Source organism: Enterococcus bulliens (genome assembly GCF_053761865.1).
In genome coordinates this window covers 1-23,379 of the sequence record NZ_JBSMXK010000009.1, presented here as the reverse complement: position 1 = coordinate 23,379, position 23,379 = coordinate 1, and the positions used below count along the sequence as shown (strand labels likewise).

24 protein-coding genes, 1 other RNA gene and 1 pseudogene are annotated in these 23,379 nt (G+C 38.4%); 20 read left to right on the top strand and 6 right to left on the bottom strand.

Annotated features, from left to right (window positions below; translation table 11 throughout):
* Positions 1-4 precede the first annotated feature (4 nt).
* The 3 genes from ACWOEC_RS06090 (at position 5) to ACWOEC_RS06080 (ending at position 2,299) form a co-directional block, all read left to right on the top strand.
* Positions 5-541: a hypothetical protein gene (locus ACWOEC_RS06090; RefSeq protein ID WP_455306677.1), complete on the top strand. Its 537-nt coding sequence runs from the start codon at positions 5-7 to the stop codon at positions 539-541.
* Positions 542-853: 312 nt separating this feature from the next.
* Positions 854-1,879 (top strand): CAP domain-containing protein, encoded by a 1,026-nt coding sequence (locus ACWOEC_RS06085; RefSeq protein ID WP_455306676.1) that lies wholly within the window; start codon positions 854-856, stop codon positions 1,877-1,879.
* 108 nt (positions 1,880-1,987) lie between these two features.
* Entirely contained in the window at positions 1,988-2,299 is a 312-nt protein-coding gene (locus ACWOEC_RS06080; protein WP_455306675.1) for a heavy metal-binding domain-containing protein, read from the top strand.
* A gap of 44 nt (positions 2,300-2,343) precedes the next feature.
* Here the strand turns inward: ACWOEC_RS06080 and ACWOEC_RS06075 are convergent, their stop codons facing one another.
* Positions 2,344-4,083, bottom strand: a complete 1,740-nt coding sequence (locus ACWOEC_RS06075) for a pyruvate oxidase (protein WP_455306674.1) — start codon at positions 4,081-4,083, stop codon at positions 2,344-2,346.
* A 92-nt stretch (positions 4,084-4,175) separates the two neighbouring features.
* Complete coding sequence (locus ACWOEC_RS06070; RefSeq protein WP_455306673.1) at positions 4,176-5,156, bottom strand: LacI family DNA-binding transcriptional regulator; 981 nt, start codon at positions 5,154-5,156, stop codon at positions 4,176-4,178.
* A 141-nt stretch (positions 5,157-5,297) separates the two neighbouring features.
* Between ACWOEC_RS06070 and ACWOEC_RS06065 the strand changes: the two genes are divergently transcribed.
* Positions 5,298-6,692, top strand: a complete 1,395-nt coding sequence (locus tag ACWOEC_RS06065) for a 6-phospho-beta-glucosidase (RefSeq protein ID WP_297077469.1) — start codon at positions 5,298-5,300, stop codon at positions 6,690-6,692.
* 174 nt (positions 6,693-6,866) lie between these two features.
* Here ACWOEC_RS06065 and ACWOEC_RS06060 read toward each other — a convergent pair whose 3' ends face one another.
* Both ACWOEC_RS06060 and ACWOEC_RS06055 read right to left on the bottom strand, forming a co-directional pair.
* Complete coding sequence (locus tag ACWOEC_RS06060; RefSeq protein ID WP_455306672.1) at positions 6,867-7,343, bottom strand: universal stress protein; 477 nt, start codon at positions 7,341-7,343, stop codon at positions 6,867-6,869.
* A gap of 66 nt (positions 7,344-7,409) precedes the next feature.
* Entirely contained in the window at positions 7,410-7,691 is a 282-nt protein-coding gene (locus ACWOEC_RS06055; protein ID WP_455306671.1) for a hypothetical protein, read from the bottom strand.
* Positions 7,692-7,823: 132 nt separating this feature from the next.
* Between ACWOEC_RS06055 and ACWOEC_RS06050 the strand changes: the two genes are divergently transcribed.
* Positions 7,824-8,249, top strand: coding sequence for a phosphate-starvation-inducible PsiE family protein (locus ACWOEC_RS06050; protein WP_455306670.1), 426 nt, complete (start codon positions 7,824-7,826; stop codon positions 8,247-8,249).
* Positions 8,250-8,318: 69 nt separating this feature from the next.
* On the opposite strand, the gene ssrS is transcribed toward ACWOEC_RS06050, so the two are convergent.
* Both ssrS and ACWOEC_RS06040 read right to left on the bottom strand, forming a co-directional pair.
* Positions 8,319-8,513: non-coding RNA, 6S RNA (gene ssrS / locus ACWOEC_RS06045), on the bottom strand.
* A 61-nt stretch (positions 8,514-8,574) separates the two neighbouring features.
* Complete coding sequence (locus ACWOEC_RS06040; protein ID WP_455306669.1) at positions 8,575-9,855, bottom strand: replication-associated recombination protein A; 1,281 nt, start codon at positions 9,853-9,855, stop codon at positions 8,575-8,577.
* Between the two features lie 136 nt (positions 9,856-9,991).
* Here ACWOEC_RS06040 and ACWOEC_RS06035 point away from each other — a divergent pair, with 136 nt between their 5' ends.
* From ACWOEC_RS06035 to ACWOEC_RS05965, 15 genes and pseudogenes are all read left to right on the top strand, one after another.
* Positions 9,992-10,477, top strand: coding sequence for a DUF3013 family protein (locus tag ACWOEC_RS06035; RefSeq protein ID WP_297077478.1), 486 nt, complete (start codon positions 9,992-9,994; stop codon positions 10,475-10,477).
* Between the two features lie 11 nt (positions 10,478-10,488).
* Entirely contained in the window at positions 10,489-11,454 is a 966-nt protein-coding gene (prmA, locus tag ACWOEC_RS06030) for a 50S ribosomal protein L11 methyltransferase (protein ID WP_455306668.1), read from the top strand.
* Complete coding sequence (locus tag ACWOEC_RS06025; protein WP_455306667.1) at positions 11,432-12,193, top strand: 16S rRNA (uracil(1498)-N(3))-methyltransferase; 762 nt, start codon at positions 11,432-11,434, stop codon at positions 12,191-12,193. The genes prmA and ACWOEC_RS06025 overlap by 23 nt, the downstream gene beginning before the upstream one ends.
* Before the next feature lie 101 nt (positions 12,194-12,294).
* A complete protein-coding gene (locus ACWOEC_RS06020; RefSeq protein WP_455306666.1) occupies positions 12,295-14,508 on the top strand; it encodes a RelA/SpoT family protein in 2,214 nt (737 codons plus the stop codon).
* Between the two features lies 1 nt (position 14,509).
* The gene (gene dtd / locus ACWOEC_RS06015; RefSeq protein ID WP_455306665.1) at positions 14,510-14,953 is read left to right on the top strand and encodes a D-aminoacyl-tRNA deacylase; all 444 of its coding nucleotides are present in this window, start codon (positions 14,510-14,512) and stop codon (positions 14,951-14,953) included.
* A gap of 125 nt (positions 14,954-15,078) precedes the next feature.
* On the top strand, positions 15,079-16,077 hold the full coding sequence (rbsR, locus tag ACWOEC_RS06010; protein WP_455306664.1) for a ribose utilization transcriptional repressor RbsR: 999 nt from the start codon (positions 15,079-15,081) through the stop codon (positions 16,075-16,077).
* Positions 16,078-16,174: 97 nt separating this feature from the next.
* The gene (gene rbsK, locus ACWOEC_RS06005) at positions 16,175-17,089 is read left to right on the top strand and encodes a ribokinase (RefSeq protein ID WP_455306663.1); all 915 of its coding nucleotides are present in this window, start codon (positions 16,175-16,177) and stop codon (positions 17,087-17,089) included.
* On the top strand, positions 17,086-17,481 hold the full coding sequence (gene rbsD, locus ACWOEC_RS06000) for a D-ribose pyranase (RefSeq protein ID WP_297077490.1): 396 nt from the start codon (positions 17,086-17,088) through the stop codon (positions 17,479-17,481). The genes rbsK and rbsD overlap by 4 nt, the downstream gene beginning before the upstream one ends.
* A gap of 16 nt (positions 17,482-17,497) precedes the next feature.
* Positions 17,498-18,385, top strand: coding sequence for a ribose/proton symporter RbsU (gene rbsU / locus ACWOEC_RS05995; protein ID WP_297077491.1), 888 nt, complete (start codon positions 17,498-17,500; stop codon positions 18,383-18,385).
* Between the two features lie 206 nt (positions 18,386-18,591).
* Complete coding sequence (locus ACWOEC_RS05990; RefSeq protein WP_455306662.1) at positions 18,592-18,978, top strand: hypothetical protein; 387 nt, start codon at positions 18,592-18,594, stop codon at positions 18,976-18,978.
* 39 nt (positions 18,979-19,017) lie between these two features.
* Positions 19,018-20,103, top strand: coding sequence for a helix-turn-helix domain-containing protein (locus ACWOEC_RS05985; protein ID WP_455306661.1), 1,086 nt, complete (start codon positions 19,018-19,020; stop codon positions 20,101-20,103).
* A gap of 235 nt (positions 20,104-20,338) precedes the next feature.
* Positions 20,339-22,177 carry a bifunctional lytic transglycosylase/C40 family peptidase gene (locus tag ACWOEC_RS05980; protein WP_455306660.1) on the top strand — a complete coding sequence of 613 codons (1,839 nt, stop codon included), beginning with the start codon at positions 20,339-20,341 and terminating at the stop codon, positions 22,175-22,177.
* A 53-nt stretch (positions 22,178-22,230) separates the two neighbouring features.
* A pseudogene (locus ACWOEC_RS05975) lies at positions 22,231-22,761 on the top strand (WxL domain-containing protein); the annotation flags it as partial.
* 3 nt (positions 22,762-22,764) lie between these two features.
* Positions 22,765-22,992: a WxL domain-containing protein gene (locus ACWOEC_RS05970; RefSeq protein ID WP_455306659.1), complete on the top strand. Its 228-nt coding sequence runs from the start codon at positions 22,765-22,767 to the stop codon at positions 22,990-22,992.
* Positions 22,964-23,284, top strand: coding sequence for a WxL domain-containing protein (locus tag ACWOEC_RS05965; RefSeq protein WP_455306658.1), 321 nt, complete (start codon positions 22,964-22,966; stop codon positions 23,282-23,284). Before ACWOEC_RS05970 ends, ACWOEC_RS05965 begins: the two co-directional genes overlap by 29 nt.
* The last annotated feature ends 95 nt before the right edge of the window (positions 23,285-23,379 follow it).

Sequence of the window (23,379 nt, the reverse complement as noted above, 5' to 3'; positions counted from 1 at the left end):
TGCGATGAGAAAGTTTACGACTAGAGAGATCGCGATCATGGCATTATTGACCGCGCTTTGTGTGGTAGGCCGACTAATGAGTAGTTTTCTTCCCAATGTACAGCCAGTGACTGCAATTATTTTATTGATCGCGATTTATGCTAAACCATCTGCAGCTGGTATCGTGAGTATTCTTTCGATGGTAATCACTAATTTTTACTTGGGGATGGGAATTTGGACGATTGCCCAAATCGCAACGTATGGCATACTGATTTTTGGAATATCCTTGCTAGGAAAAGTTGTGCAGATCCCACGAATCTTTTGGTTACAAGTTATCTTGTGTGTTGTAATGAGTATGGGATATGGCTTTTTGATCACATTGATGCTTGCGCCAGTCTGGGGAGTTAAAGCATTTTGGCCTTATTATTTTACAGGAATTTCATTTGATATCATGCATAGTATAGGGACGGTAGGATTCTTTTTACTTTTACGGTATCCATTACTACAAATTTTTAAAAAATATCATTTTATCAAACTTGATCCAAATAGAAAGGACTTGTGAACGCACAAGTCTTTTTTTTTTTTGTAAAAAAAACCCACTAGTATCACTAGTGGGAGGGAGTAAGAAATGAAAAAATATTAGGGTTGTTTGTTTGGGTATACATATACTATAGCGTTTAAATATGAATAAATTATGACTAAATTCTGTCTTAAATCGCAACAACTATGAAAAAATAATAGCAAATAATCAGTATAAAAGATAACGCTTTCAAAAAAAGCTCAATTATTCCTGAAATACTTGAAAATCTTGAACTCGTAATACCTTACAAATATGTTAGACTGAAATTGAGAATCAAATAGGAGGGGGTAAGCGATGAAACATTTTCTATTTGGTAAGGTAATATTGTTAGGTATTAGTCTATTTTTGATCAATGGAGCATTCACGGAATACTTTGTTAAGTCAGATACAAATGGACCAACAGTTACGATGTATCGGATGTACAATCCGAATAGTGGTGAACACCATTACACGGCAAATAAGACGGAACAAACACAATTAGTTGCAGTAGGATGGCGTGCGGAAGGGGTTAGCTGGATCGCGCCAACATATGGCGACCCTGTCTATCGTTTATACAATCGTAGTACGGGTCTGCATCATTATACGATGAGTGAACAAGAAAAAAACCAATTAGTTCAGATTGGATGGTGCTATGAAGGGATTGGATGGCAATCGGCAAAAAATAAAGAAATCCCGTTGCATCGTGTGTATAATCCCGATCCAACAAACGAGGGAACGCATCATTATACGACAAGTACGAATGAACAATCACAATTAGTTCGTGCAGGTTGGAATAACGAAGGTGTCGCATGGTATGGTGTAAAGAGCGCACAACAACAAGCGGATCAAGCGCCACAAGAGACCACCACTGCACCAAGTGCGATGACGGTCGAGCAAGCAAGAGCTGAAATTGCTCGTCAAACATTCGTATTGATCAATAATTACCGTCGTTCAAAAGGATTAAATAGCCTTCGTACTGAAGCGACAATTCGTAAGGGGGCTAATGTTCGTGCGCAAGAGATTGTGACGAATTTTTCTCATACACGACCAAATGGCGGACGAGGGTTATCCACACCATTGGATTATGGTTATCAAGGAATTCCTTATGTAGAAAATTTAGGGTTTTCAAGTTTTAATACGACACTCGATTGGTACGTCAATAATGGAGCACAGCGAATCTTTAATGGTTGGGTCAATTCACCGGAACATAATAAGAATCTCTTAAATACACAAACTACAGAAGGTGCAGTGGGGATTTGTTTGACTGAAAAAAGTCCAGGAAGATATGACCTTACATTTTCGTATTTAGCTGGCCTTCAGCGTAATGAATACAAAAGATAAACAATATAAAGTGACAAATCTGTTGTAAGATTGCCCAGTGAATCCATGTGAAATGTCCTTAGTTTTTGTTATACTAAAAATAGTATGGCAAAGAGAGGAGCGTTTTATATGTTAGTTACGACAACTGAAAAAATTCCTGGTAGAGAGTACGAAATCATTGGTGAAGTTTTTGGTCTTACGACAAATTCAAAGAATATCCTTAAAGATATCGGTGCTAGTTTGAAAAATATCGTCGGTGGAGAAATCAAAGCGTATACAGAAATGCAAGAAGAATCTCGTCAAAGTGCGATCGAACGACTAAAGAAGAATGCAGAAGCACTTGGTGCAGATGCGATCGTGATGATGCGTTTTGATTCAGGAGCGATTGGACAAGATATGCAGTCAGTCACAGCATATGGTACTGCAGTTAAATTTAAATAACAAAAAAGAGGTATGACAGAAATTTGTCACACCTCTTTTTTTGATTAAAATAATTGACGGATAATTTCCTTCAATGGTGGTAATTCTGGAAATTTACGATCTTTTAATACACTTTCGACGGTAAATTTCGCAAATCCTTCTGCTTCGTCTTTCACGATTTTTCCGGGTAACGGTGCATCGTCTTCGACATAGACGTTGACGATCGTGGGTTTTGTGACACCCATCAAATGTGGTAAAAGTGTATCTAATTCACTTGCAGATTTCACCGTATGTCCGATTCCACCAAAAGCTTCGGCGACTTTTGTAAAATCGATATCAGCAAGATCGATCCCATAGTTTCGTTGGCCAGATGATTGTTGTTCGACCTCGATAAACGATAGTTTTTGATTATTTACAATAAATTGCACAAATGGTAGATCGTATTTGACTGCCGTCACAAAATCTTGCATGACCATCGCAAATCCACCATCGCCAGCTACAGACAATACTTGGCGATTAGGATAATTTAGTTTTGCAGCTAAAGCGCCAGGTAATGCACACCCCATTGTCCCTAACCAAGAAGAAATTAGAAAATCTTGTTGTGGTTTTACACGTAAAAATTTCGCTGCCCAAGCAGTTGAAGTACCGACATCGATCGAATAGATCGTATCTGGTGTTGCGAGTGATTCGATTGCGTTAAAGAGATAGGCAGGGTGAACAAATGTATCTTTTGTATTATGACGTTGTTCCTCCATCCACTTCGTCCAATGGCTCATCGCTTGTTGACAAGCAGTGAGAAAATCAGTAGACGTCCGTAAGGGACCTAAGTCGTTTAAAGCAGTAATGAAATCTTCGACTGTACTTTCAATCGCAAGTTCTAGTGGGAATCGCTTGCCAAAACGTTCTGGAACAAGATCGACTTGGATCGCTTTGCAACTGGCTTGGTCTGGTAAGTAATTAACATAAGGATAATTTGTTCCTAATAAAATCAGTAAATCAGCTTCTTTCATCGCCTCGTACGCGGGTTTTGTCCCAAGCTTTCCTAGATTGCCCAATGAATTTGGATGATCGTCAGCTACGATTCCTTTACTAGGGACCGTTTGGACAATTGGGATATGGTTTTCTTCGATAAAAGTTGTCAAAGCACGACCGGCATGTTTTGACCCTACACCAGATAAGATGACTGGATGCTTGCTTTCTTTGATCAAACGCGCGGCTTCTTCCATTTTCTCTGGAATCAAAGCTGGAGGACTAAATAAATTCGCTTCACCAGCTAAAGTTTTATACGTATCGGCGATTTTTTGATCAGGAAAATCATCAGGGATCGTCAGCACAGCGACACCTTTTTGACGCATTGCTGTCCGTATCGCTTCATCGACGATTTTAGGTAAAGACTCAGCTGACTGGATCTCTTTGTTATAGACAGCGACATCTTCTAATAAAGAGGCAGAATTGATCTCTTGGAAGAAATCAGTATTGACAAGCGTTGATTTGACTTGTCCAACGAGCGCAAGTAAGGGGACATGATCCATCTTGGCATCATATAATCCATTTAATAAATGAATCGCTCCAGGCCCACCAATCGATAAACAAACGCCTATGTGGCCGGTCAGTTTTGCTTCACTTGTCGCAGCTAAAGAGGCGACTTCTTCGTGGCGAACTTGTACAAATTCAATTTCATCACTGTAATTGTGTAACGCGTCGATCGTTGTATCGATTGAATCTCCAGGTAAGCCGTATACTCGTTTTACGCCCCAATCGAGTAAAACATTGATCATGGCTTCTGATGCTTTGATTTTTTTCATTTTTTCACCTTTCCTCTCTGTTTCTTTCTTTATCATAGAAGACTCTTCACTTTTTTACAATTATCTTGAAGTATCTAACAGTAATGATAGTTTTAGCGTTTACGTTTTGGTACAGTCTTTCGTTCAATCAAAGTGATCGGTAATGGATGAAATGGGACTTGTTGTTGATTTAACTGGTTATATAAATAGATAAATGCATTTTCAGCTTGATAACGTAACGAATAGTCTACGGTCGTCAGATGGATCAGTTTGCTGATCTCGCTGTTATCAAAACCGATCACTGCGACATCATCAGGAATCTGATACCCTAGATTTTCAAGCTCTGAGATAAATTGAGCCGCGACCGCATCACTATAGATCGCCATGGCATTCGGTTTATTTGGTAAAGCATGCCACTGATGTGCGATCGTGCGCCCATTTGCATGAGGAGAATTATAAAAATAAAACTCTGCTGGAGTGTGAAGCGTACATTGTGTTTCAAAGTCTTTGATCGCCTTTAAACGGGCTTTTGTATTTAAATTTTTTTGATTACCTAGCACATGACCGATTTGGTCATAACCTTTTTCATATAAATACAGTAATGAATCAAAATAGCCTTGATAATGATCGACGTAAGCCGAATAGATCACTGGTGAATCGATTCGTTGCCATGTTGCGATCGGCCCGTATTTAGCGTAAGTAGTGATGACGTTCCATTCGTTTGCTTTAGTTAAAATGAACAAGGCATCGATCTGTTTATACTTTAATTGATTGAAGGCATCGATCTCTTTTTGTTGATCACTGTCCGTAAAGAAAATCGTGACATAGTAACCATGCTGTCTAGCGATCGATAAGAATGCTTCTAAAAAAACAGAGAGCGGATCAATAAAGTGAGGGACGATGAATCCGATTGTTTTGGTTTCTCCACTTTGAAGATTGCGAGCGATCGAATTAGGAACATAAGCCAACTCCTCCATAGCTGCAAGAACTTTTTGACGACTAGTCTCACTGACATAGCCTTTATTTGAAACCACTCGCGAGACTGTAGATTTAGAAACATTTGCTTTTTTAGCTACATCAATAATGGTAGTCATGTCTAACGCTCCTTTTGATAACGATTTCATTTATTTTGAGTATAGCACAAATTTTTTTGAAAAAAAGGCTTGCTATGGGAATGTTCCCATACTTTATGCTATATTTGTAAACGATAACATATTCATCAGGAGGAATCATTCATGACAAGAGGAGCGTTAAAAATTGCGACAATTGGTGGAGGATCAAGTTATACACCGGAATTGATTGAGGGATATATTAAGCGTAAAGACGAACTACCGATCAAAGAGATCTGGTTAGTCGATATCGAAGCAGGCAAAGAAAAATTAGAAATCGTAGGTGAGATGGCAAAACGGATGGTCCAAGCAGCTGGTCTAGATTGGGAAGTTCATTTGACACTCGATCGTCGTGCTGCATTAAAAGATGCTGATTTTGTTTCGACACAATTTCGTGTGGGACTATTAGACGCACGTATCAAAGATGAACGTGTCCCATTGTCTCATGGTGTTTTAGGGCAAGAAACTAATGGTGCAGGAGGTATGTTTAAAGCTTTTCGAACGATTCCAGTCATTTTAGATATTATTGAAGACATGAAAGAATTATGTCCAAATGCTTGGTTAGTCAATTTCACAAATCCAGCAGGAATGGTGACAGAAGCGGCGATCAAACATGGTGGTTGGAAAAAAACAGCAGGTCTATGTAATGTACCGATTGGTCACCGTAAACAAGCTGCGGAAAAATTAGGGTTACCAGAAGATGATTTATTCTTTAAATTTGCAGGGATCAATCATTTCCATTGGCATCGTGTATGGGATAAAGAAGGCAACGAACGGACGATGGAATTGATCGATTTGATTTATGGGCCACAAGAAGATTCTGAAAGTCATCTAAAAAATATTCATAATGCACCGTTTCATTATGAACAAATCAAAGATCTAGGCATGTTGCCTTGTGGATATCATCGTTATTATTATATCGAAGATGAAATGCTAGCTCATTCGATCGAAGAATTTGAACGTGGCGAAACAAGAGCCCAAGTCGTAAAAGAAACAGAAGCTCGTTTGTTTGAACTATATAAAGATCCAAATCTAGACTATAAACCAAAAGAATTAGAACAACGTGGTGGAACGCATTATAGTGATGCAGCATGTGAATTGATCGCATCGATCTATAATGACAAACGTACGGATATGGTAGTATCAACAGCAAATAATGGCACGATCACTGATTTGCCATATGATTGTGTCGTGGAAGTATCTGGACCAGTGACGGCTCATGGTCATGAACCATATAACTGGGGCGCATTTCCACCAGCAGCACGCGGAATCATCCAAGTGATGAAAGGAATGGAAGAAACAGTCATTCGTGCGGCGATCGATGGCGATTATGGTGCAGCCTTACATGCCTTTACGATCAATCCGCTTGTTCCTGGTGGTTCGATGGCCAAAACATTATTAGATGAATTATTGATTGCGCACAAAGATCATTTACCAAACTTTAGTGAAGCAATCGCCAAAATCGAAGCAGAACAACCAGATACCGTGGCTTATGTAACAGAATTAATGAAAAGCAATTAAAAAAGGGGGGCTGTGACATAATTCTGTCACAGCCCCTTATAAATTAGAAGAAACAGCGTTCCAGAAGTAGCTCCTTAAGAAATAAGCCAAACAATTACCGAAATAGGTGAACCTATCATCGGGATTATTTGGCTTGTTTTCTGGAGCTGCCCACTTCTGTCACAGCCTCTTTTTTTATTCGCCTTTTGTCTTAGGTGGCAAGTGATTATCCAGATCTGTGCGGACGATCAGCACATCACAAGGTGCATTACGGATCACGTAATCTGAAACTGAACCGATAAATAAACGTTCAACAGCATTTAGACCAGTTGCGCCAAGTAAAATCAGGTCGATCTTTTTTTCTTTTGGTAGTTGTTTACCAATAATGACTTTGGGTGAACCATATTCGATGGTAGAAGTGATTGATGTTAAACCGTTTTTATGCGCCTTTTCGATATATTCATCTAATGATTTTTGTGCCATTTCAGTAGCTTGTTCCGCTAAAGCTGAATCAAATGAAGCAACTGTTTGAAAAGCTCTAGTGTCGATAACATGAACCAATAGTAGTTCAGATTCGTTTCGTTTCGCCACATTGACTGCTTTTTGGAATGCTAATTCTGCTTCTTTAGAGCCATCAACGGCAACCATGATGCGATTATATTGTTGTAACATAAGCAAAACCCCCTTATCAGTATAGTTCTATTGTATGCCTTTTTCGTAAAAAAGAAAACGAATATCTTAAAAGCGTTCCGACATTTTTTTTGAAAATTGAAAACTAAAAAACATCGACAGAATCAACACGATGCCAATAAACCACAAGGCCAGAACTTTTGTAAAAAAGAAGCTGCCAATGATTCCAATGACCCCTAAACCGATCAATACATAGCTATAACGAAAAATAAATTTTTGATTTTGTGGTGTAGTTTTGATCAATTGAAAGAGGCTTTGTGGTTTTTTTAGCATATAAAAACCAATGCTAAGTAGTGCAATCGCAAAAATAAGTACTAAAATCGTTGTCATAAGATTCCTCCATTATTGAGATGCTTGACTGTAGTATAGAAGAAAATCGCTACTTGAGCAAATTGTCTAAAAAATTATACCTCGCGCTAAAAAATACTTTTGGTATATAATAAAAGAAAAAAGGAGTTTTTTATGGATTATTTCAAAATGTTCAAGAAATACGTAAGCCTAATGGTAGATATCATGTTAGGATTTTTAGTTTTGTTGATTTTAGTTGTGATGGGAGAAGCTATTTATAATATTGTGATGCATATGATCCCACTACATTCGATGAGTAGCTTGAGTAGTTTGGTAGAAGAAGTCGCAACACTGTTTATCTTACTTGAGATCATTTTGATGTTGCTGCGTTACGTTGAAGAAGGACACCATATTCCGGTACGTTATTTGATTTTGATCAGTATTACAGCTATTTTACGTGAATTATTACTTGCACACGATAGCGGATTGCAAGCCATGTTTTTAGCTTTAGCCATTCTAGTTTTAGTAGTCGTATTATTTATTTTAGAAAAAGTCAAAGCCTTCCATACCGCACCAAAGAAGAAGTCAGATAAAATATAAAACGCTTGGCTAAATAGCCAAGCGTTTTTTTATTGAACTGTTTTGCAACAGAAAATAGCAAAAAAATGGGTATTCTCCGTAGATGCCGTTTTTTATCCCGGTGTATTGATCCCGCAAAGACAAGCAGGTGGGTTCCACGGTCTACCATTTTGAACTACCAAATGAAAAGGCATGTTACCAACGGAGACACCGAACGGATCCCAAGATATCAATAAAAATGTTCGGTCAATACTGATAGGGAAAATTCGTACATCACAGATTACCCACTTACATAGTATCACAGAATTTAAAAAGCGGCAACGGACATGCACAAAAAATGTAAGCGTTATTTTGTAGAAGTCTTTTTTCGTTTATGTAATTCTTCGTAGCGCTGAGCGAGTGCTTGTTCATAGCGGCCTGTAGTTTTGGGCTTATAATACTGTGTATGACGCAATGAATCGGGTAAATATTCTTGGGCTACCCAACTATCTTTGAACTCATGTGGGTATTGGTAAGACACGCCACGTCCAAGCGAGGCTGCACCTTTGTAATGTGCGTCTTTTAAATATGCAGGAATGCTTGTGGCTTTACCATTTCGCACGTCTGCTAATGCACGGTCAAGACTTTGATAAGCTGAATTTGATTTTGGTGACAAGCAAAGGTCAAGGACGGCGACGGATAATGGAATCCTAGCTTCTGGTAACCCAAGCCGTTCAGCAGCCATCACTGCATCTACAACACGGCTGGCCGCAGCAGGGTTAGCTAAACCGATATCCTCATAACCGATCACAAGCAATCGACGACAAATACTGATCAAATCACCGGCTTCGATCAAACGGGCTAAATAATGTAATGCTGCATCGGCATCGCTTCCGCGAATCGATTTTTGAAATGCTGAAATCACGTCATAATGTGCATCACCATTTTTGTCATGACTGAAGCCTTTTTTTTGCGTGCATTCGTTTATGATCTCTTTGGTAATAACGATTTGATTTGTTTCATCAGGAGACGTTGAACGAACAGCAAGTTCTAAAGCATTTAAAGCACTTCTGAGATCACCGTTCGTTGCGAAAGCCAGTTCTTTTTTTGCATCATCATGTAGTAAAACAGACTCATCTTTAAAGCCCTCTTTTGCCGTTAGCGCATGTGTTAACGCTTGTTCGATTGCTTCTGGGGTCAAAGGATGGACTTCAAAAATTTGTGTCCTACTACGAATAGCAGGATTGATCGATAGATAAGGATTTTCAGTAGTTGCACCGATCAAAATGATGCGACCATTTTCAAGATGGGGGAGTAAAAAGTCTTGCTTGGTTTTATCTAAACGATGAACCTCATCTAAAAGTAAAATTACCGTGCCGCTCATTTTTGCTTCTTCTACGACGATCTGTAAATCTTTTTTTGAATCCGTCGCGGCATTCAATTTACGAAATGCATATGCAGTGGATCCCGCAACTGCACTGGCGATACTTGTTTTTCCAGTTCCTGGTGGGCCATAGAGAATCATGGAAGATAATAGATTAGCCTCGACCATCCGACGAATGATTTTTCCGGGACCTACAAGATGTGTCTGTCCGACGACATCGTCTAGCGTTTTTGGTCGCATGCGGTAGGCAAGTGGTTGATACATAATCGGCACTCCTTTTATAAATAAGATAGCAAAAGTATAGCACACTCTTTGATAAAAGACTGATTGTGTTTCTTTTGTAAACAGTCGTTTAATGGTAAACTAGGAAGGAGCAAAGAAAAGAACTTTGGAGGATATTATGGCAAAAGAAACGATGCTGAGTTATTTGGATACACAATTAAATAAAAAGTTAGCAGATTATGATATTGCACTAGATTGGGATACGAAAAATCACACGATCGAAATCGTTGTCCGTCTATTTGCAGAAAACAAGACGCAAATCAGTTTAGATGATGCAACGGGTGTGACGTCAGAAGAAGAAGTGATTGAATTTGAAGATGGGATTTTATTATACGATCAAAAAAAGAGTAAAATCGATTCAGAAGATTATCTGACAGCACTTGCATTTGAAGGAAAAAAAGGGGTTTCGAAAGCGTTGATCCATGCTTTGGTACGCTACTTACCAGAAATTTTGACAACTGGACAAGACGACTTACTTGATTTCTTGTTATCAGATGAAATCGAAGTGTTTGAGCTACATTTTGATCAGGCAGTATTTGAACAATATATCAACGAAGAATCGGAACAGGCGAAAACGACCTTTTTGCCGTATCCAAGCTACTAAGGAGAAACAAGATGAAGTGGAATGAAGTAAAAGTACATACAACAAGTGAGGCTGTCGAAGCCGTTTCAAATATTTTTATGGAAGCTGGTGCTAGTGGTGTCGCTATCGAAGATGCATTAGACGTTGAGCACTTTGAATCAGATGCTTTTGGCGAATTATTAGACAAAGAGTCTTTTGTCCATGTCAAAGAAGGTGCGGATGTAATGGCTTATTTTCCAGAGACGACTTTTTTACCAGAAGTGTTGCCAGTAATCAAGATGCAGATCGCTCGCTTGCCTGAATTTGGTTTAGAAATCGGAGCAAATGAACTGACTGTAAGTGAAGTTGCAGAAGAAAATTGGGCGACGGCTTGGAAAAAATATTACCATCCCGTACGTGTTACACGTTATTTGACGATCGTTCCAAGTTGGGAAGGCTATACACCATCATCTGAAGAAAAAGTCATTACTTTAGATCCAGGTATGGCATTTGGTACCGGTACACATCCAACTACGAATTTGACATTGCAAGCACTGGAAGTGGTTCTTCGCGGAGGTGAAACGGTATTAGACGTGGGGACGGGATCAGGTGTGTTAAGTATTGCGAGTAAATATTTCGGCGCCGAACACGTATATGCCTACGACCTTGATGACGTCGCTGTGGCTGCTGCTAAAGAGAATATGGATATGAATCCGATCGCAAAAGATGTCCATGTGGCAGCAAATGATTTGTTAACTGGAGTCGATATAACAGCTGATGTCATCGTTGCCAATATTTTAGCCGATATCATCGTGTTGTTAACCAAAGATGCTGCACGTTTACTTAAAGCAAATGGTCGTTTGATCATCTCGGGGATCATTACAGAGAAAAAAGCGATGGTCTTAAAGAACATGCATGCACATGGTTTTGAAGTCGAACAAGTCTTTACACAAAAAGATTGGCACGCGATTATTTTGAAGAAAGCTGAGGAAGACGATGCAACGTTACTTTCTGAATGAAGCGTATCAACAAAAAGTGCAATTTGAACTTACCGGTGAACCCTATCATCATATGATTCGTGTCATGCGGATGATGAACGGTGATCAAGTCTATCTTGCTTTTTTAGATGAAGTCATTGTTGCAAAGATCGTGGCAGTCGATCCTGAGAAAGTCTATCTAAGAGAAGTCAGTAAAGAGATACAAACAAAAGAATTACCCGTTCAGGTGACGATTGCAAGTGGTTATCCTAAGGGAGACAAGTTAGAGTTGATCTTTCAAAAAGCAACTGAACTGGGAGCTTATGCACTACAAGCTTTTCCAGCCAAAGCTTCGATCGTAAAATGGGACCACAAGAAACGTCAAAAAAAACAAGAACGTCTTCAAAAAATCGCACTAGAAGCAGCCGAGCAATCTCATCGTAGCTATTGTCCAACAGTCGAACTTTACGAACGACTGGATCAATTAGTCGCAACATTTTCTGAGTATACCCATATTTTAGTTGCCTATGAAGAATCGGCAAAACAAGGAGAACGTGGAACGTTTGCCAACGTGCTTTCCTCATTAAAAGCACAAGATTCTGTTTTAGTAGTATTTGGTCCAGAAGGTGGGTTTTCTGATCAAGAAATCGCATTATTTGAAACAGCAGGCGCACAGCGTTGTGGCTTAGGACCTAGAATCTTACGCGCAGAAACAGCTCCATTTTATGCATTAAGTGCGATTAGTTACCAAATGGAGTTACTGACGGATGCAAATGAATAATTGAAAAAAGATGAAAATATTTGTATAATGATGACACCTATTTTCAGTAAAAAATTGAGAATGAAACAACTTTCCCATGTTGGGAACAGAAGGGGTAAATTATGGCAAAAGAAATTATTTTGACCGGTCCCGGAGTAATAAATATTGTTTCAAGATATATGAGTGAACCGCATGTTGCTTTTGTCCAAAAAGCATTAGATTTTGCGACGAAAGCCCATGCTGATCAATTTCGTAAATCTGGTGAGCCGTATATTATTCACCCGATTCAGGTTGCCGGTATTTTAGCAGAGTTACAAATGGACCCGCATACAGTTGCCACAGGATTTTTACATGATGTCGTTGAAGATACAGAGATTACGCTAGCAGATTTGACGCGCGAATTTGGCCCAGATGTTGCCATGTTAGTAGATGGCGTGACGAAACTTGGAAAAATCAAGTATAAATCGCATGAAGAGCAACTAGCTGAGAATCATCGCAAAATGTTGATTGCGATGGCTCAAGATTTACGTGTGATCATGGTCAAATTAGCTGACCGTTTACATAATATGCGCACATTGAAACATTTAAGAGAAGATAAACAACGGCGAATCGCCCAAGAAACACTAGAAATCTATGCACCTTTAGCGCATCGTTTGGGGATCAGTCGCATCAAATGGGAATTAGAAGATACATCATTGCGCTATATCAATCCGCAACAGTACTATCGAATCGTTCATTTGATGAAAACCAAACGTACAGAACGCGAGGCTTATATTGAAGAAACTGTTGAAGAATTACGTGTTGCGACGGAAGAGTTGGATATCTATGCTGAAATCTATGGACGTCCTAAGCATTTATATTCGATCTATCGTAAAATGGTCGATAAGAAAAAACAATTCGATGAGATCTATGATTTATTAGCCATTCGGGTCTTAGTGGATTCCATCAAAGATTGTTACGCTGTTTTAGGAACGATCCATACGAAATGGAAACCAATGCCAGGGCGTTTTAAAGATTATATCGCAGTGCCAAAAGCAAATATGTATCAATCGCTACACACGACCGTTATCGGGCCTCAAGGCAATCCAGTCGAAATCCAAATCCGAACACACGAAATGCACGAGATCGCCGAATTTGGGGTCGCAGCGCATTGGGCATATAAAGAAGGAAAGACGGATAAAGTCCAGTCAGATAATCTGACACCAGCAGTCGGCTGGTTTAAAGAAATTTTAGAGTTACAAGATGAAAGTTTCGATGCGTCTGATTTTATGGAAGGTGTCAAAGGCGATATTTTTAGCGATAAAGTGTATGTCTTCACACCAAATGGTGATGTCTCAGAATTGCCACAAGGCTCTGGACCACTTGATTTTGCTTACAATATCCATACTGATATTGGAAACAAGACAGTCGGAGCGAAGGTCAATGGCAAAATGGTCCAACTAGATTATAAATTGAAAAATGGTGACATCGTTGAGATCATGACTTCTCCAAATTCGTTTGGGCCGAGCCGGGATTGGCTGAAGTTAGTTCGGACAAGCAAAGCAAAAAATAAAATCAAACGTTTCTTTAAAACTCAAGATCGCGATGAAAACATCACTAAAGGACATGACATGTTAGTCAAAACCTTGAACGAGATGGGTTTTGTACCAAAAGAATGTTTAACAAAAGCAAAAATGCAAGAAGCATTGCAAAGATTTAATTACCAAACGGACGACGATTTATTTGCTGCTGTAGGTTTTGGTGAAGTGAGTCCCACGACTTTAGCCAATCGTTTGACAGAAGAAGAGCGTAAAGAACGTGATTTAGAAAAACAAAAACAACAAGTTCAAGATCTACTGACGCAGCCAGTCAAAAAAGAACCTGAAAAGATGAAAGTTCGACATGAAGGTGGCATCGTGATCCAAGGTGTCGATAATTTATTGGTACGAATCAGCCGTTGCTGTAACCCGGTACCAGGTGATCCAATCGTTGGTTATATCACCAAAGGCCGAGGGATATCGATCCACCGTGCTGATTGTCCAAATATTTTACATGCTGAAGACTTAGCCGATCGCACAATCGAAGTCGAATGGGAAGATACGGATAATGCGAATAAAGAATACGATGCGGATATCGAGATCTATGGGTATGATCGTGCCGGTTTATTAAATGACATTTTACAAACTGTTAGTTCGATGTCAAAACGTCTAGTGGGCGTCGAAGCTAAAAGCAACAAAGAAAAGACAGCTACGATCAAAATCACAGTCAGCATCCAAAATCTATCGCATTTGCGTTCGATCGTGGAAAAAATCAAACAAGTACCAGACGTCTATAGTGTACGTCGATTGCGAGGTTAGTATGCGAGCAGTTGTCCAACGTGTCACAAAAGCTAGCGTAATGATTGATCAAGAAATAGTAGGCGAAATCGCACAAGGCTTTATGGTATTGCTTGGTATACATGAAGACGATACGTTAGAAGAAGCCGTATATTTAGCTAAAAAAATTGCACAGTTACGTGTTTTTGAAGACGAGCAACATAAAATGAATCTTAGTATTCAAGATATTTCGGGTGCTATTTTAAGCATTTCGCAATTTACCTTGTATGCACAAACAAAAAAAGGCAATCGACCTAGTTTCGTCAAAGCTGCTAGACCAGAACAAGCACAACCACTTTACGATGCGTTTAATCAAGCGTTGAGCGAGTATAAGATCGTGGTTCAGACTGGAAGATTTGGAGCGGATATGGCTGTTTCGTTAGTTAACGATGGTCCGGTCACGATTATTTATGATACGAAAGAATGATAAAACAGTAATGTGAGTATTTAACTTACATTACTGTTTTATTATGCATATTTTTAATGAAAGGGCTTTTACTTTTAGTGAATCGTGGTAAAATTAACTACAGAGATGTGGTGGAGGTGCAGAAGATGAAAAAGAAAAAAGTGACGATTAAGGAAGTAGCAAAACTTTCAGAAGTATCGATTGCGACAGTATCCCAGATTTTAAACGGCCACGAAGCAAAATTTAATAAACAGACGGTAGCGAAAGTATTTGCTGCTAAAGAAAAATTAAATTATGAACCAGATTATTTTGCCAGAAGAATGGTGATGAAAAATAGTAAAACGATCGGTGTATTAGTACCAGACGTTACCAATCCTTTTTTTAATACATTGATTCGCGGAATCGATCGTGAATTATATAAAGCGGGTTTCATGACTTTATTATGCAATGCTGATTTAGAAGAAGAAAAAGAGCGTTCTTATCTAAATGAGTTAACTAGACGGGGAGTCGATGGATTTATCATCGCCAATTCTGCGATTTCTGATCAAGAAATCAATGAGTATCTCCGTAAAAAAGAGAAACCATTTATTATTATTGACCAAAAAAAAGCAGAAGGGTTTAGTGATGCTGTTGTAACCGATGATTTCTTAGGTGGTCAGCTTGCTGGTATGCATTTTTATGAACTTGGTCATCGAGACATTGCCATTGTGATCCCCGAACATGCCCCAAGTAATATCCAACAACGTCTATTCGGTCTGTATTCCATTTTTGAAGCAAATCATATAAAAGTAATCCATGCACCGCTAACTAAACAAGGTGGTGAGGAGGCGGTATTAAGCATATTGACTAGTCAAGCAACAGCAGTTTTAGCAGCAAATGATGAAGTGGCCTTTGGCGTATATGCAGGCTTGCTTGCCTGTGGGAAAAAAGTTCCCGAGGATTATAGTGTTATTGGTTATGACAATGTAGAAATGTGTCGATACGTGACACCACAATTGACGACAGTTGCCCAACCGATTGCAAAAATCGGGCAATTATCAGCACAGTTACTGATCAAACGAATCGAGGATCCTACGAAGCCATGGGAGGAAATTTCTTTACCTGTGGAATTGATCAAGCGTTCTTCTACAGCACCCTTGAAATAGCTTTCAAGGTGTGCTATATTTTTGTTGTGGAATTAAAACGTTTTAATTTCAGCAAATGATCATGATTATAAGTGTATGACGAAAGAGGTTGACTAAAATGAATCCGATTACAGTTGTTGGAAGTATTAACTTAGATACGAATCTTCGTGTGGCATATATGCCAAAACCAGGTGAGACTATCCATACGAAGGAAATGTACACTGCTGGTGGAGGAAAAGGTGCAAATCAGGGGGTATCAGCGCAGCGTTCAGGAGCAAAAACACGTTTTATCGGTGCGATTGGTGATGACGCAGCAGGTCAAGTAATGTTAGAATTACTTGAACAAGAAGCAATCGATACATCTGGTATTCAACAGTTGACAAATAAACGTACCGGACAAGCATTTATTACAGTTGATGAAGCTGGAGAAAATAGTATAATGATCCATGGTGGTGCCAATAGTGCATTTTCTAAAGTAGATGTTCAAAATAGTCGCGAATTGATTACCACGAGTCAATGTGTGATCGCACAATTTGAAACGCCACTAGAAAGTACGCTAGAAGCTTTTTTTATTGCTCGAGAAGCGAATGTTCATACGATTTTAAATCCAGCGCCAGCCTTAGCGATCTCAGAGGATTTAGTACGTGTGACGGATATTATTGTACCAAATGAAACCGAGACACAGATTTTAACAAAGATTACGATTACTGATGAAGCGAGCATGAAGCAAGCAGCTGCTTATTTCCATGATCTAGGAGTAAAAATCGTCATTATTACGCTAGGAAGTAAAGGTGCTTTTTATTCAACAGGAACAGACCAAGGAATCGTTCCAGCTTTTAAAGTGAGAGCGGTTGATACGACAGCAGCAGGAGATACATTTATTGGGGCATTTGCGGCTTATTTAACACCTGATTTAAGTAATTTTGTAGAAGCGATTCGTTATGGTAATCTGGCTTCATCCATTGCTGTACAACGGTTTGGTGCGCAACCTTCAATCCCTACAAAAGACGAAATCACGGAGGCAATGAAATGAAAAAAACTAGTGTGATCAATTCAGATCTAGCCAGAGTTATTAGTCAAATGGGACATTTTGATTGTTTGGCCATTGGGGATGCCGGGATGCCAGTACCGATGACGACCGAAAAAATCGATTTAGCTGTAACCAATGGCGTACCAAGTTTTATTGAAGTTGTTGAAAATGTATTGACGGAATTAGAAGTACAACGTATCTTTTTAGCTGAGGAGATCAAACAAGAAAATCCACAAGTTTTACAAGAAATTCAAGCACTTTTACCAGAGGTCGATGTGGTCTTTATACCACATGAACAAATGAAGGCGCGTTTACACACAGTGCCAGCTTTTGTGAGAACAGGTGAAATGACACCTTATGCCAATATCTTATTGGAAAGCGGCGTCGTATTTTAGAGGAGGAAGTTTTTACATGAATACATTAGCATTATTGATCGGTTTGGGACCATTATTAGGTTGGGGACTTTACCCAACGATCGCATCTAAAATTGGAGGGCGTCCAGTCAATCAAATTTTAGGATCTACGATTGGAACGTTGATTTTTGCACTGATTTTTGCATTGGTGAAAGGAACGACTTTTCCAAGTGGAATGGATTTAACATTTTCGATTTTATCTGGTGTGGGTTGGGCAGCAGCTCAAATCATTACTTTCCGCTCATTTGAATTGATTGGGTCGTCTCGTGCGATGCCGATCACAACGGCTTTTCAACTTTTAGGAGCTTCACTTTGGGGAGTTTTCGCTCTAGGAGATTGGCCAACGACTCAAGCGAGAATTATTGGAGCTATTGCATTGGTTGTGATTATTATTGGAGCGTATCTTACAGTATGGTCAGAAAAGAAAACACATGCTGATAGTAGCGCTCTAAAAAAAGCCGTTTTATTATTAGTAATCGGTGAGATCGGCTATTGGGCTTACTCAGCAGCTCCACAAGAAACTAATATCGACCGTATGGATGCATTCTTGCCCCAAGCGATTGGAATGTTACTTGTTGCTGTTATCTATACATTGTTCTTATCATTTAAGGATAAAGAAAAGTCCGCATTTTTAGAAACTGTTTCTTATAAACAAAGTATCTCAGGATTTTTCTTTGCATTTGCTGCATTGACCTATTTGATTTCTGCTCAACCAGATATGAATGGCTTAGCCACTGGATTTATTTTATCGCAAACTTCAGTTGTATTGGCTACTTTAACCGGTATTTGGTTCTTGGGTCAACAAAAAACGAAAAAAGAAATGGCAGTTACGATCGTTGGATTAGTATTGATCATCGCAGCGGCAGCCGTAACGGTTATGTTATAAACCAAAAACTATGTGGGTTCCTTATTTTAAGGAACCCACATAGTTTTTTCGAATATTAAGATAACGCAAATAATCCATCAAATAAATTGAAGTTGTTCTTGAATTTAGCTATAATATAAATATATGAAGGGAGTTTTTTAATTTAAAACGACTTGACACGAGAAAAAATGTTGTACGGTTTTACCCCAGTTAGGAAGCGATTGAGAATGAAAAATGAACTATTTGATCTATATGATCCAGATATCAAAAAAATTATTATTATTTTAGATTGTTTAGAAGAAATGCCCGATAAGATTGACGTAAAATTACTTTCAGAGCGGACTAATTTGTCTAAAATAACAGTCATGAATTATTTGAATCAAATTTCAAATTATATTGAGATGACGAATAGTGACAAACTTGAGCTGTCGTTTATCAATAAAAACCAGTTTATTTGGCGTGTGCACGATATCTATCAATATCTTCATTTACGCAATTTCATTATTCAAAATTGTTCGATCATTCAATTAAGTGTTCGGCTTCTATTAGGGAACCAAGTAAACAAAGAAGACTTTTTAGAAGAGTTTTTCTTGTCAGCATCTACTTTTAAATGACGATATCGTCAGTTAAAGAATATTTTTAAACATTACAATTTGAGTATTAAATCAAACAATGGAGATCTTTGTTTATTAGGTGAAGAAGCGGTTATTAGACGTGTAGCTCGCGATCAGTTGATCGATTTATTTGTTGCTTGTCCTTGGCCGTTTGAAGAGTTTGAAGAATCATTGATGGAAGAGCATTTATTGCGTGCCTTGCGGATCGATGAAGTTGAAAAAATGGATCAAGACTATTTCATTAATGCAGATATGTTAAAGATCATGAAGTACGATTTAGCGATTCAGTGGATTAGGATCGAAAATGGTCATTGTATCTCATTGAATGAGGGAATCACAAAAAATATTAGCTTTTTCCGCTTATTGATGGAACAAGATATTTTAACCGTACCGGAACATTTTGAAGATTACACCGAAAAAATTTATTTTATGTGTTCGCTTTTGGCTAAAGATATTTTTTATCTCTTACCAATCAGTGAAGTTGTACAAGAAGAGTTGCAGTCGCTTCAACCACCGATTTATCAATTTGTTTCGTTTGCTATCAAAGAATTTGAACAAATTGTTTTACCGATCACACAAGAGCAAAAACAAGATGTTTTTCCAATTATTTTGAGTATTCATTTAGCCAATTTGATCTATCCAAACTGGAGAGGGTCGACGCATTATCAAATTTTAGACGCACGCGTTCCATCGATGAATCGCGCGATCACCACATATTTGAATGCATTAGAGGCATATGATGAAAGCATGATCATCAAACCAATCGATATGCTCAAACAAGCGTATGAGCAGATTATCGGCTATATCACGGATTACTCTGTAAACAGTGAAACGATCTTTGTTGCTGTAAGAGGGACTAATAGTATACTGGATATGAAGATCGCTGAGCGGATCATCGAAAAAACGTTTAGCTTTTTCTACAATATCGAATTCGATGCTAAAAATCCAGACATCATTATCCACATGAATCAACATGCGCGCTACCTGTTTGAAGACAAACAACAGCATGTGTTGAATTGTTTTATTTCGTCTTCTTTTGTAGTAGAAGATATGAATTTGATTCGTCGGGCATTGTCACAATTTTTAGATCTAAAAGTAAAACAAGAAGCACTCGAATATTTCTAATAAAAAGATCAGACATTTAGCGATTATGCAGAAATGTTTGGTCTTTTTTTTTGCCAAAGTAGCTTATACTCAAAAATAAAGTACTATGAAAAAATTCGTTTGTTATATATTGAAAAAATTGCACAGCTTTTTCAACAACGTGCTATACTTAAGTTAAATGAAAAAAATAAAAATTTGAAAACAATAAAATGAATGTAGTATATGCTTTTTTTTTAGGGAGAAAGGAGCTTTAATTTTGAAAAAGACTGATTTAGTAAAAAATAAGTTAAATGACACACCTAAATATAGCTATTTAAATAAAGTATTTTATGCTGGAATCGCTATGTTTAGCGGAACTTTAGGTACGGGGATTTCAGCATATGCACATGAAGAAGGTACTGATGCACTACCCGTTCAAGGAAAAGAGAGCGATACATCAACTATTTTAGCGACTCAAGATACGGTAACGATTCCCGTAAATAGTGAAGTGTCTTCTGTTGAAGTAACACAACCTATTAGTGAATCAATGACTGTAACTTCATTGACTAGTGAATCGACAACAGTCTTAGAATCAAGTTTGAGTGAGTCGACTAGTACGACTTCACAAAGTGCCACTCAAGACTCGCAAAGCCAGATGAGCCAAAGTACAAGTCAAAGTGCGAGTCAACCAAGTGAATCTACGAGCAATTCGCAAACTAGTCAAAGTACTAGCCAGACGTCAGAACAAGCAAGTACGTCAACAAGTACGCTTTATTCGACAAGTACATCAACATCTACTAGCACATCGCTATCGATGTCTACTAGTCTATCGACATCGACAAGTACTTCACTTTCAACAAGTATCAAACACTCAACTTCAACGTCGACAAGTGCTAGTTTGTCTAACTCTTCTTCGATGAAACAAAGCCAAAGTACGAGTCTTTCACAGGCACATGCCGTATCGCTAAGCACATCAACTTCAATGTCACTTAGTATGAAGACGCCACCACGTCCAACGATTGTAAAACCAGTTGAACAAGTAAGACTGACAACACCGACATATACGTATCAAACACCAAGTGTTGCTGTAAATCCTTCGTATACATCAAGTTCAACGATCGATTCAACCTTTAATCTTGATCATGTGCTTAATAATATGACGCAAAAACAATTTAAATTATCAGATAGTGTCTTAGAATGGAAAGATCTTGTAACAAAAGTGGCGAAAGAACAAGGCATGGAACAATATGTACCGCTTATTTTAGCGATTATCCAAGTCGAGTCAAATGGTACAGGTACAAAAGACATTATGCAAAGTAGTGAATCAGCAGGACATGGAGTCAATTATTTCCAAACAGAAGAAGCGTCTGTTCAGCAAGGTGTGAAACACTTGCGTAACGTTGTCGAAAAAGCTGCAAGCTATAATAAAGGGTATGAGAAGAATATCAAATTGATCGCTCAGGCCTATAATTACGGTCCAGGATTCATTGATTACGTTCATACACATGGTGGTTATTATAATTTGAGTGTTGCTCAAAAATATTCCAAAGATGTCGTAGCACCTAGTCTAGGCAATACAACAGGTCAGACATACAAATATTCGAATTTCTTCTCGCAAGCTGCAAATAATGAATTTTTATATTTAAATGGTGGGAATTATTACTATGGAAATATTGTTAGTTCATTTGTCTATCAAGAATTTTCACCGATCTTGATGGCTCTAGATGAATTCCAAGGACAAGAGTATGTATTTGGTGGAAAAAATCCAGCGATGGGATTCGACTGTAGTGGTATCGTATCTTGGGGACTAGCTAAATTAGATATTTCCTTACCATCATATACAGTAAGTCAGTGGCAACTGACGACACCAGTCAAATTAGAAGATGCACGTCCAGGGGACTTGATCTTCTTTAAAGGGACATATGGCGATGCGGACTTCATTTCTCACGTTGAATTTTATGTCGATGAAAATACGATGTTTGGTAGTAATGGTAATGGTGTCGGGTACCATAATTTTAAAGATAGTTATTGGCAACAGCATTTTGCAGGTGTTCGCCGTGTAACAGAATTAAGTCAAGTTTTTGACACAAAAGAACATTTAAATTTAAATCGTTAAATAAAAACACTTGAAATCTTGTTTCAGATTTCAAGTGTTTTTTTTGTCCATTTTTTGATTTTGGGATGAATAAGATTTCCAATAAAACACAAACTTATTATGCACGTGCACAAAAATATAAAGAGGATCTAGTTACACCAAACTATGTTCAAATCTCAGATAATCGTGGTTCGAATGCAGGCTGGACCTTAACACTTAAACAAAATGGGCAATTTAAAAATGACGATACGTTAAACAAAGTTCTAACAGGATCAGTCATTGTTTTAACCGATCCTAAAGTGGATTCTGCAACTATGAACGTAACGGCACCAACAGCGCAATCAACAATCACGCTTGATCCAAATGGAGCGGAGTCTTTAGTAATGACAGCAGCTAAAAATGCAGGTGCTGGAACTTGGGTGGATGCTTTTGGTACGGTAGAAACAGTGACTGAAAAAGATGCGGATAACAACGATGTTACAGCAGATATTACTAAGGCAATTGCATTGACTGTACCAGGGAATACACCAAAGGATGCAGTATCTTATGCAACGACACTGACTTGGACATTAACTGATGTACCAACAAATGAACAGGGGGAATAAAAAATGAAAAAAGCAGCAATAGTATTTACAGGATTACTTATGAGTAGTATGGTCTTACCCACGATAGCTTTTGCGGAGGAAACAGGAGCTGTCTATACGTCAAATGGAGCCATGACATTTACAGCAAATACTGATCCTACCAAACCAGTTGATCCGCTACAACCAGAAAATCCAATCACACCAACTGATCCGACCAATCCTGGTGAAAACGGCGAGGGGGGGAGAAGCTAAACCAAGAACAGCAGGACCATTATCAATCGATTTTGCATCTAGTTTGCAATTTGGAGAACAAAAAATCACTTCAACGACAGAGGTCTACCATGCTGAGACGCAAAAATATACAACCAAAGACAATGAAAAAACAGAAGGTCCTAACTATGTTCAGGTAACTGATAATCATGGGAAAGAAAGTGGTTGGATACTAAAAGTAAAACAAAACGGTCAATTTAAAAATGCTAACGGGAAAGAATTGACTGGAGCAAAGATTGTGTGGTTCTGTTGCAAAGTTTTAAATAAAGAATAAAATCCCTTACGGTATCTATGATTTAAGCTGGGATTCCCAATAATACCTTGATTTCAGTACAGACCGAAAACCCGAAGAGAGTGCCTTCTTTTCGG

Bases quoted from the DNA above. Each gene is read 5' to 3' on its own strand.
- ACWOEC_RS06075 (WP_455306674.1), bottom strand. From the start codon at position 4,083: ATGAAAAAAATCAAAGCATCAGAAGCCATGATCAATGTTTTACTCGAT.
- ACWOEC_RS06090 (WP_455306677.1), top strand. From the start codon at position 5: ATGAGAAAGTTTACGACTAGAGAGATCGCGATCATGGCATTATTGACC.
- ACWOEC_RS05970 (WP_455306659.1), top strand. From the start codon at position 22,765: ATGAAAAAAGCAGCAATAGTATTTACAGGATTACTTATGAGTAGTATG.
- ACWOEC_RS06040 (WP_455306669.1), bottom strand. From the start codon at position 9,855: ATGTATCAACCACTTGCCTACCGCATGCGACCAAAAACGCTAGACGAT.
- ACWOEC_RS06025 (WP_455306667.1), top strand. From the start codon at position 11,432: ATGCAACGTTACTTTCTGAATGAAGCGTATCAACAAAAAGTGCAATTT.
- ACWOEC_RS06055 (WP_455306671.1), bottom strand. From the start codon at position 7,691: ATGACAACGATTTTAGTACTTATTTTTGCGATTGCACTACTTAGCATT.
- prmA (WP_455306668.1), top strand. From the start codon at position 10,489: ATGAAGTGGAATGAAGTAAAAGTACATACAACAAGTGAGGCTGTCGAA.
- ACWOEC_RS06085 (WP_455306676.1), top strand. From the start codon at position 854: ATGAAACATTTTCTATTTGGTAAGGTAATATTGTTAGGTATTAGTCTA.
- ACWOEC_RS05990 (WP_455306662.1), top strand. From the start codon at position 18,592: ATGAAAAATGAACTATTTGATCTATATGATCCAGATATCAAAAAAATT.
- ACWOEC_RS06080 (WP_455306675.1), top strand. From the start codon at position 1,988: ATGTTAGTTACGACAACTGAAAAAATTCCTGGTAGAGAGTACGAAATC.
- rbsU (WP_297077491.1), top strand. From the start codon at position 17,498: ATGAATACATTAGCATTATTGATCGGTTTGGGACCATTATTAGGTTGG.
- ACWOEC_RS06035 (WP_297077478.1), top strand. From the start codon at position 9,992: ATGGCAAAAGAAACGATGCTGAGTTATTTGGATACACAATTAAATAAA.
- ACWOEC_RS06060 (WP_455306672.1), bottom strand. From the start codon at position 7,343: ATGTTACAACAATATAATCGCATCATGGTTGCCGTTGATGGCTCTAAA.
- ACWOEC_RS06065 (WP_297077469.1), top strand. From the start codon at position 5,298: ATGACAAGAGGAGCGTTAAAAATTGCGACAATTGGTGGAGGATCAAGT.
- rbsR (WP_455306664.1), top strand. From the start codon at position 15,079: ATGAAAAAGAAAAAAGTGACGATTAAGGAAGTAGCAAAACTTTCAGAA.
- dtd (WP_455306665.1), top strand. From the start codon at position 14,510: ATGCGAGCAGTTGTCCAACGTGTCACAAAAGCTAGCGTAATGATTGAT.
- ACWOEC_RS06020 (WP_455306666.1), top strand. From the start codon at position 12,295: ATGGCAAAAGAAATTATTTTGACCGGTCCCGGAGTAATAAATATTGTT.
- rbsK (WP_455306663.1), top strand. From the start codon at position 16,175: ATGAATCCGATTACAGTTGTTGGAAGTATTAACTTAGATACGAATCTT.
- ACWOEC_RS06050 (WP_455306670.1), top strand. From the start codon at position 7,824: ATGGATTATTTCAAAATGTTCAAGAAATACGTAAGCCTAATGGTAGAT.
- rbsD (WP_297077490.1), top strand. From the start codon at position 17,086: ATGAAAAAAACTAGTGTGATCAATTCAGATCTAGCCAGAGTTATTAGT.
- ACWOEC_RS06070 (WP_455306673.1), bottom strand. From the start codon at position 5,156: ATGACTACCATTATTGATGTAGCTAAAAAAGCAAATGTTTCTAAATCT.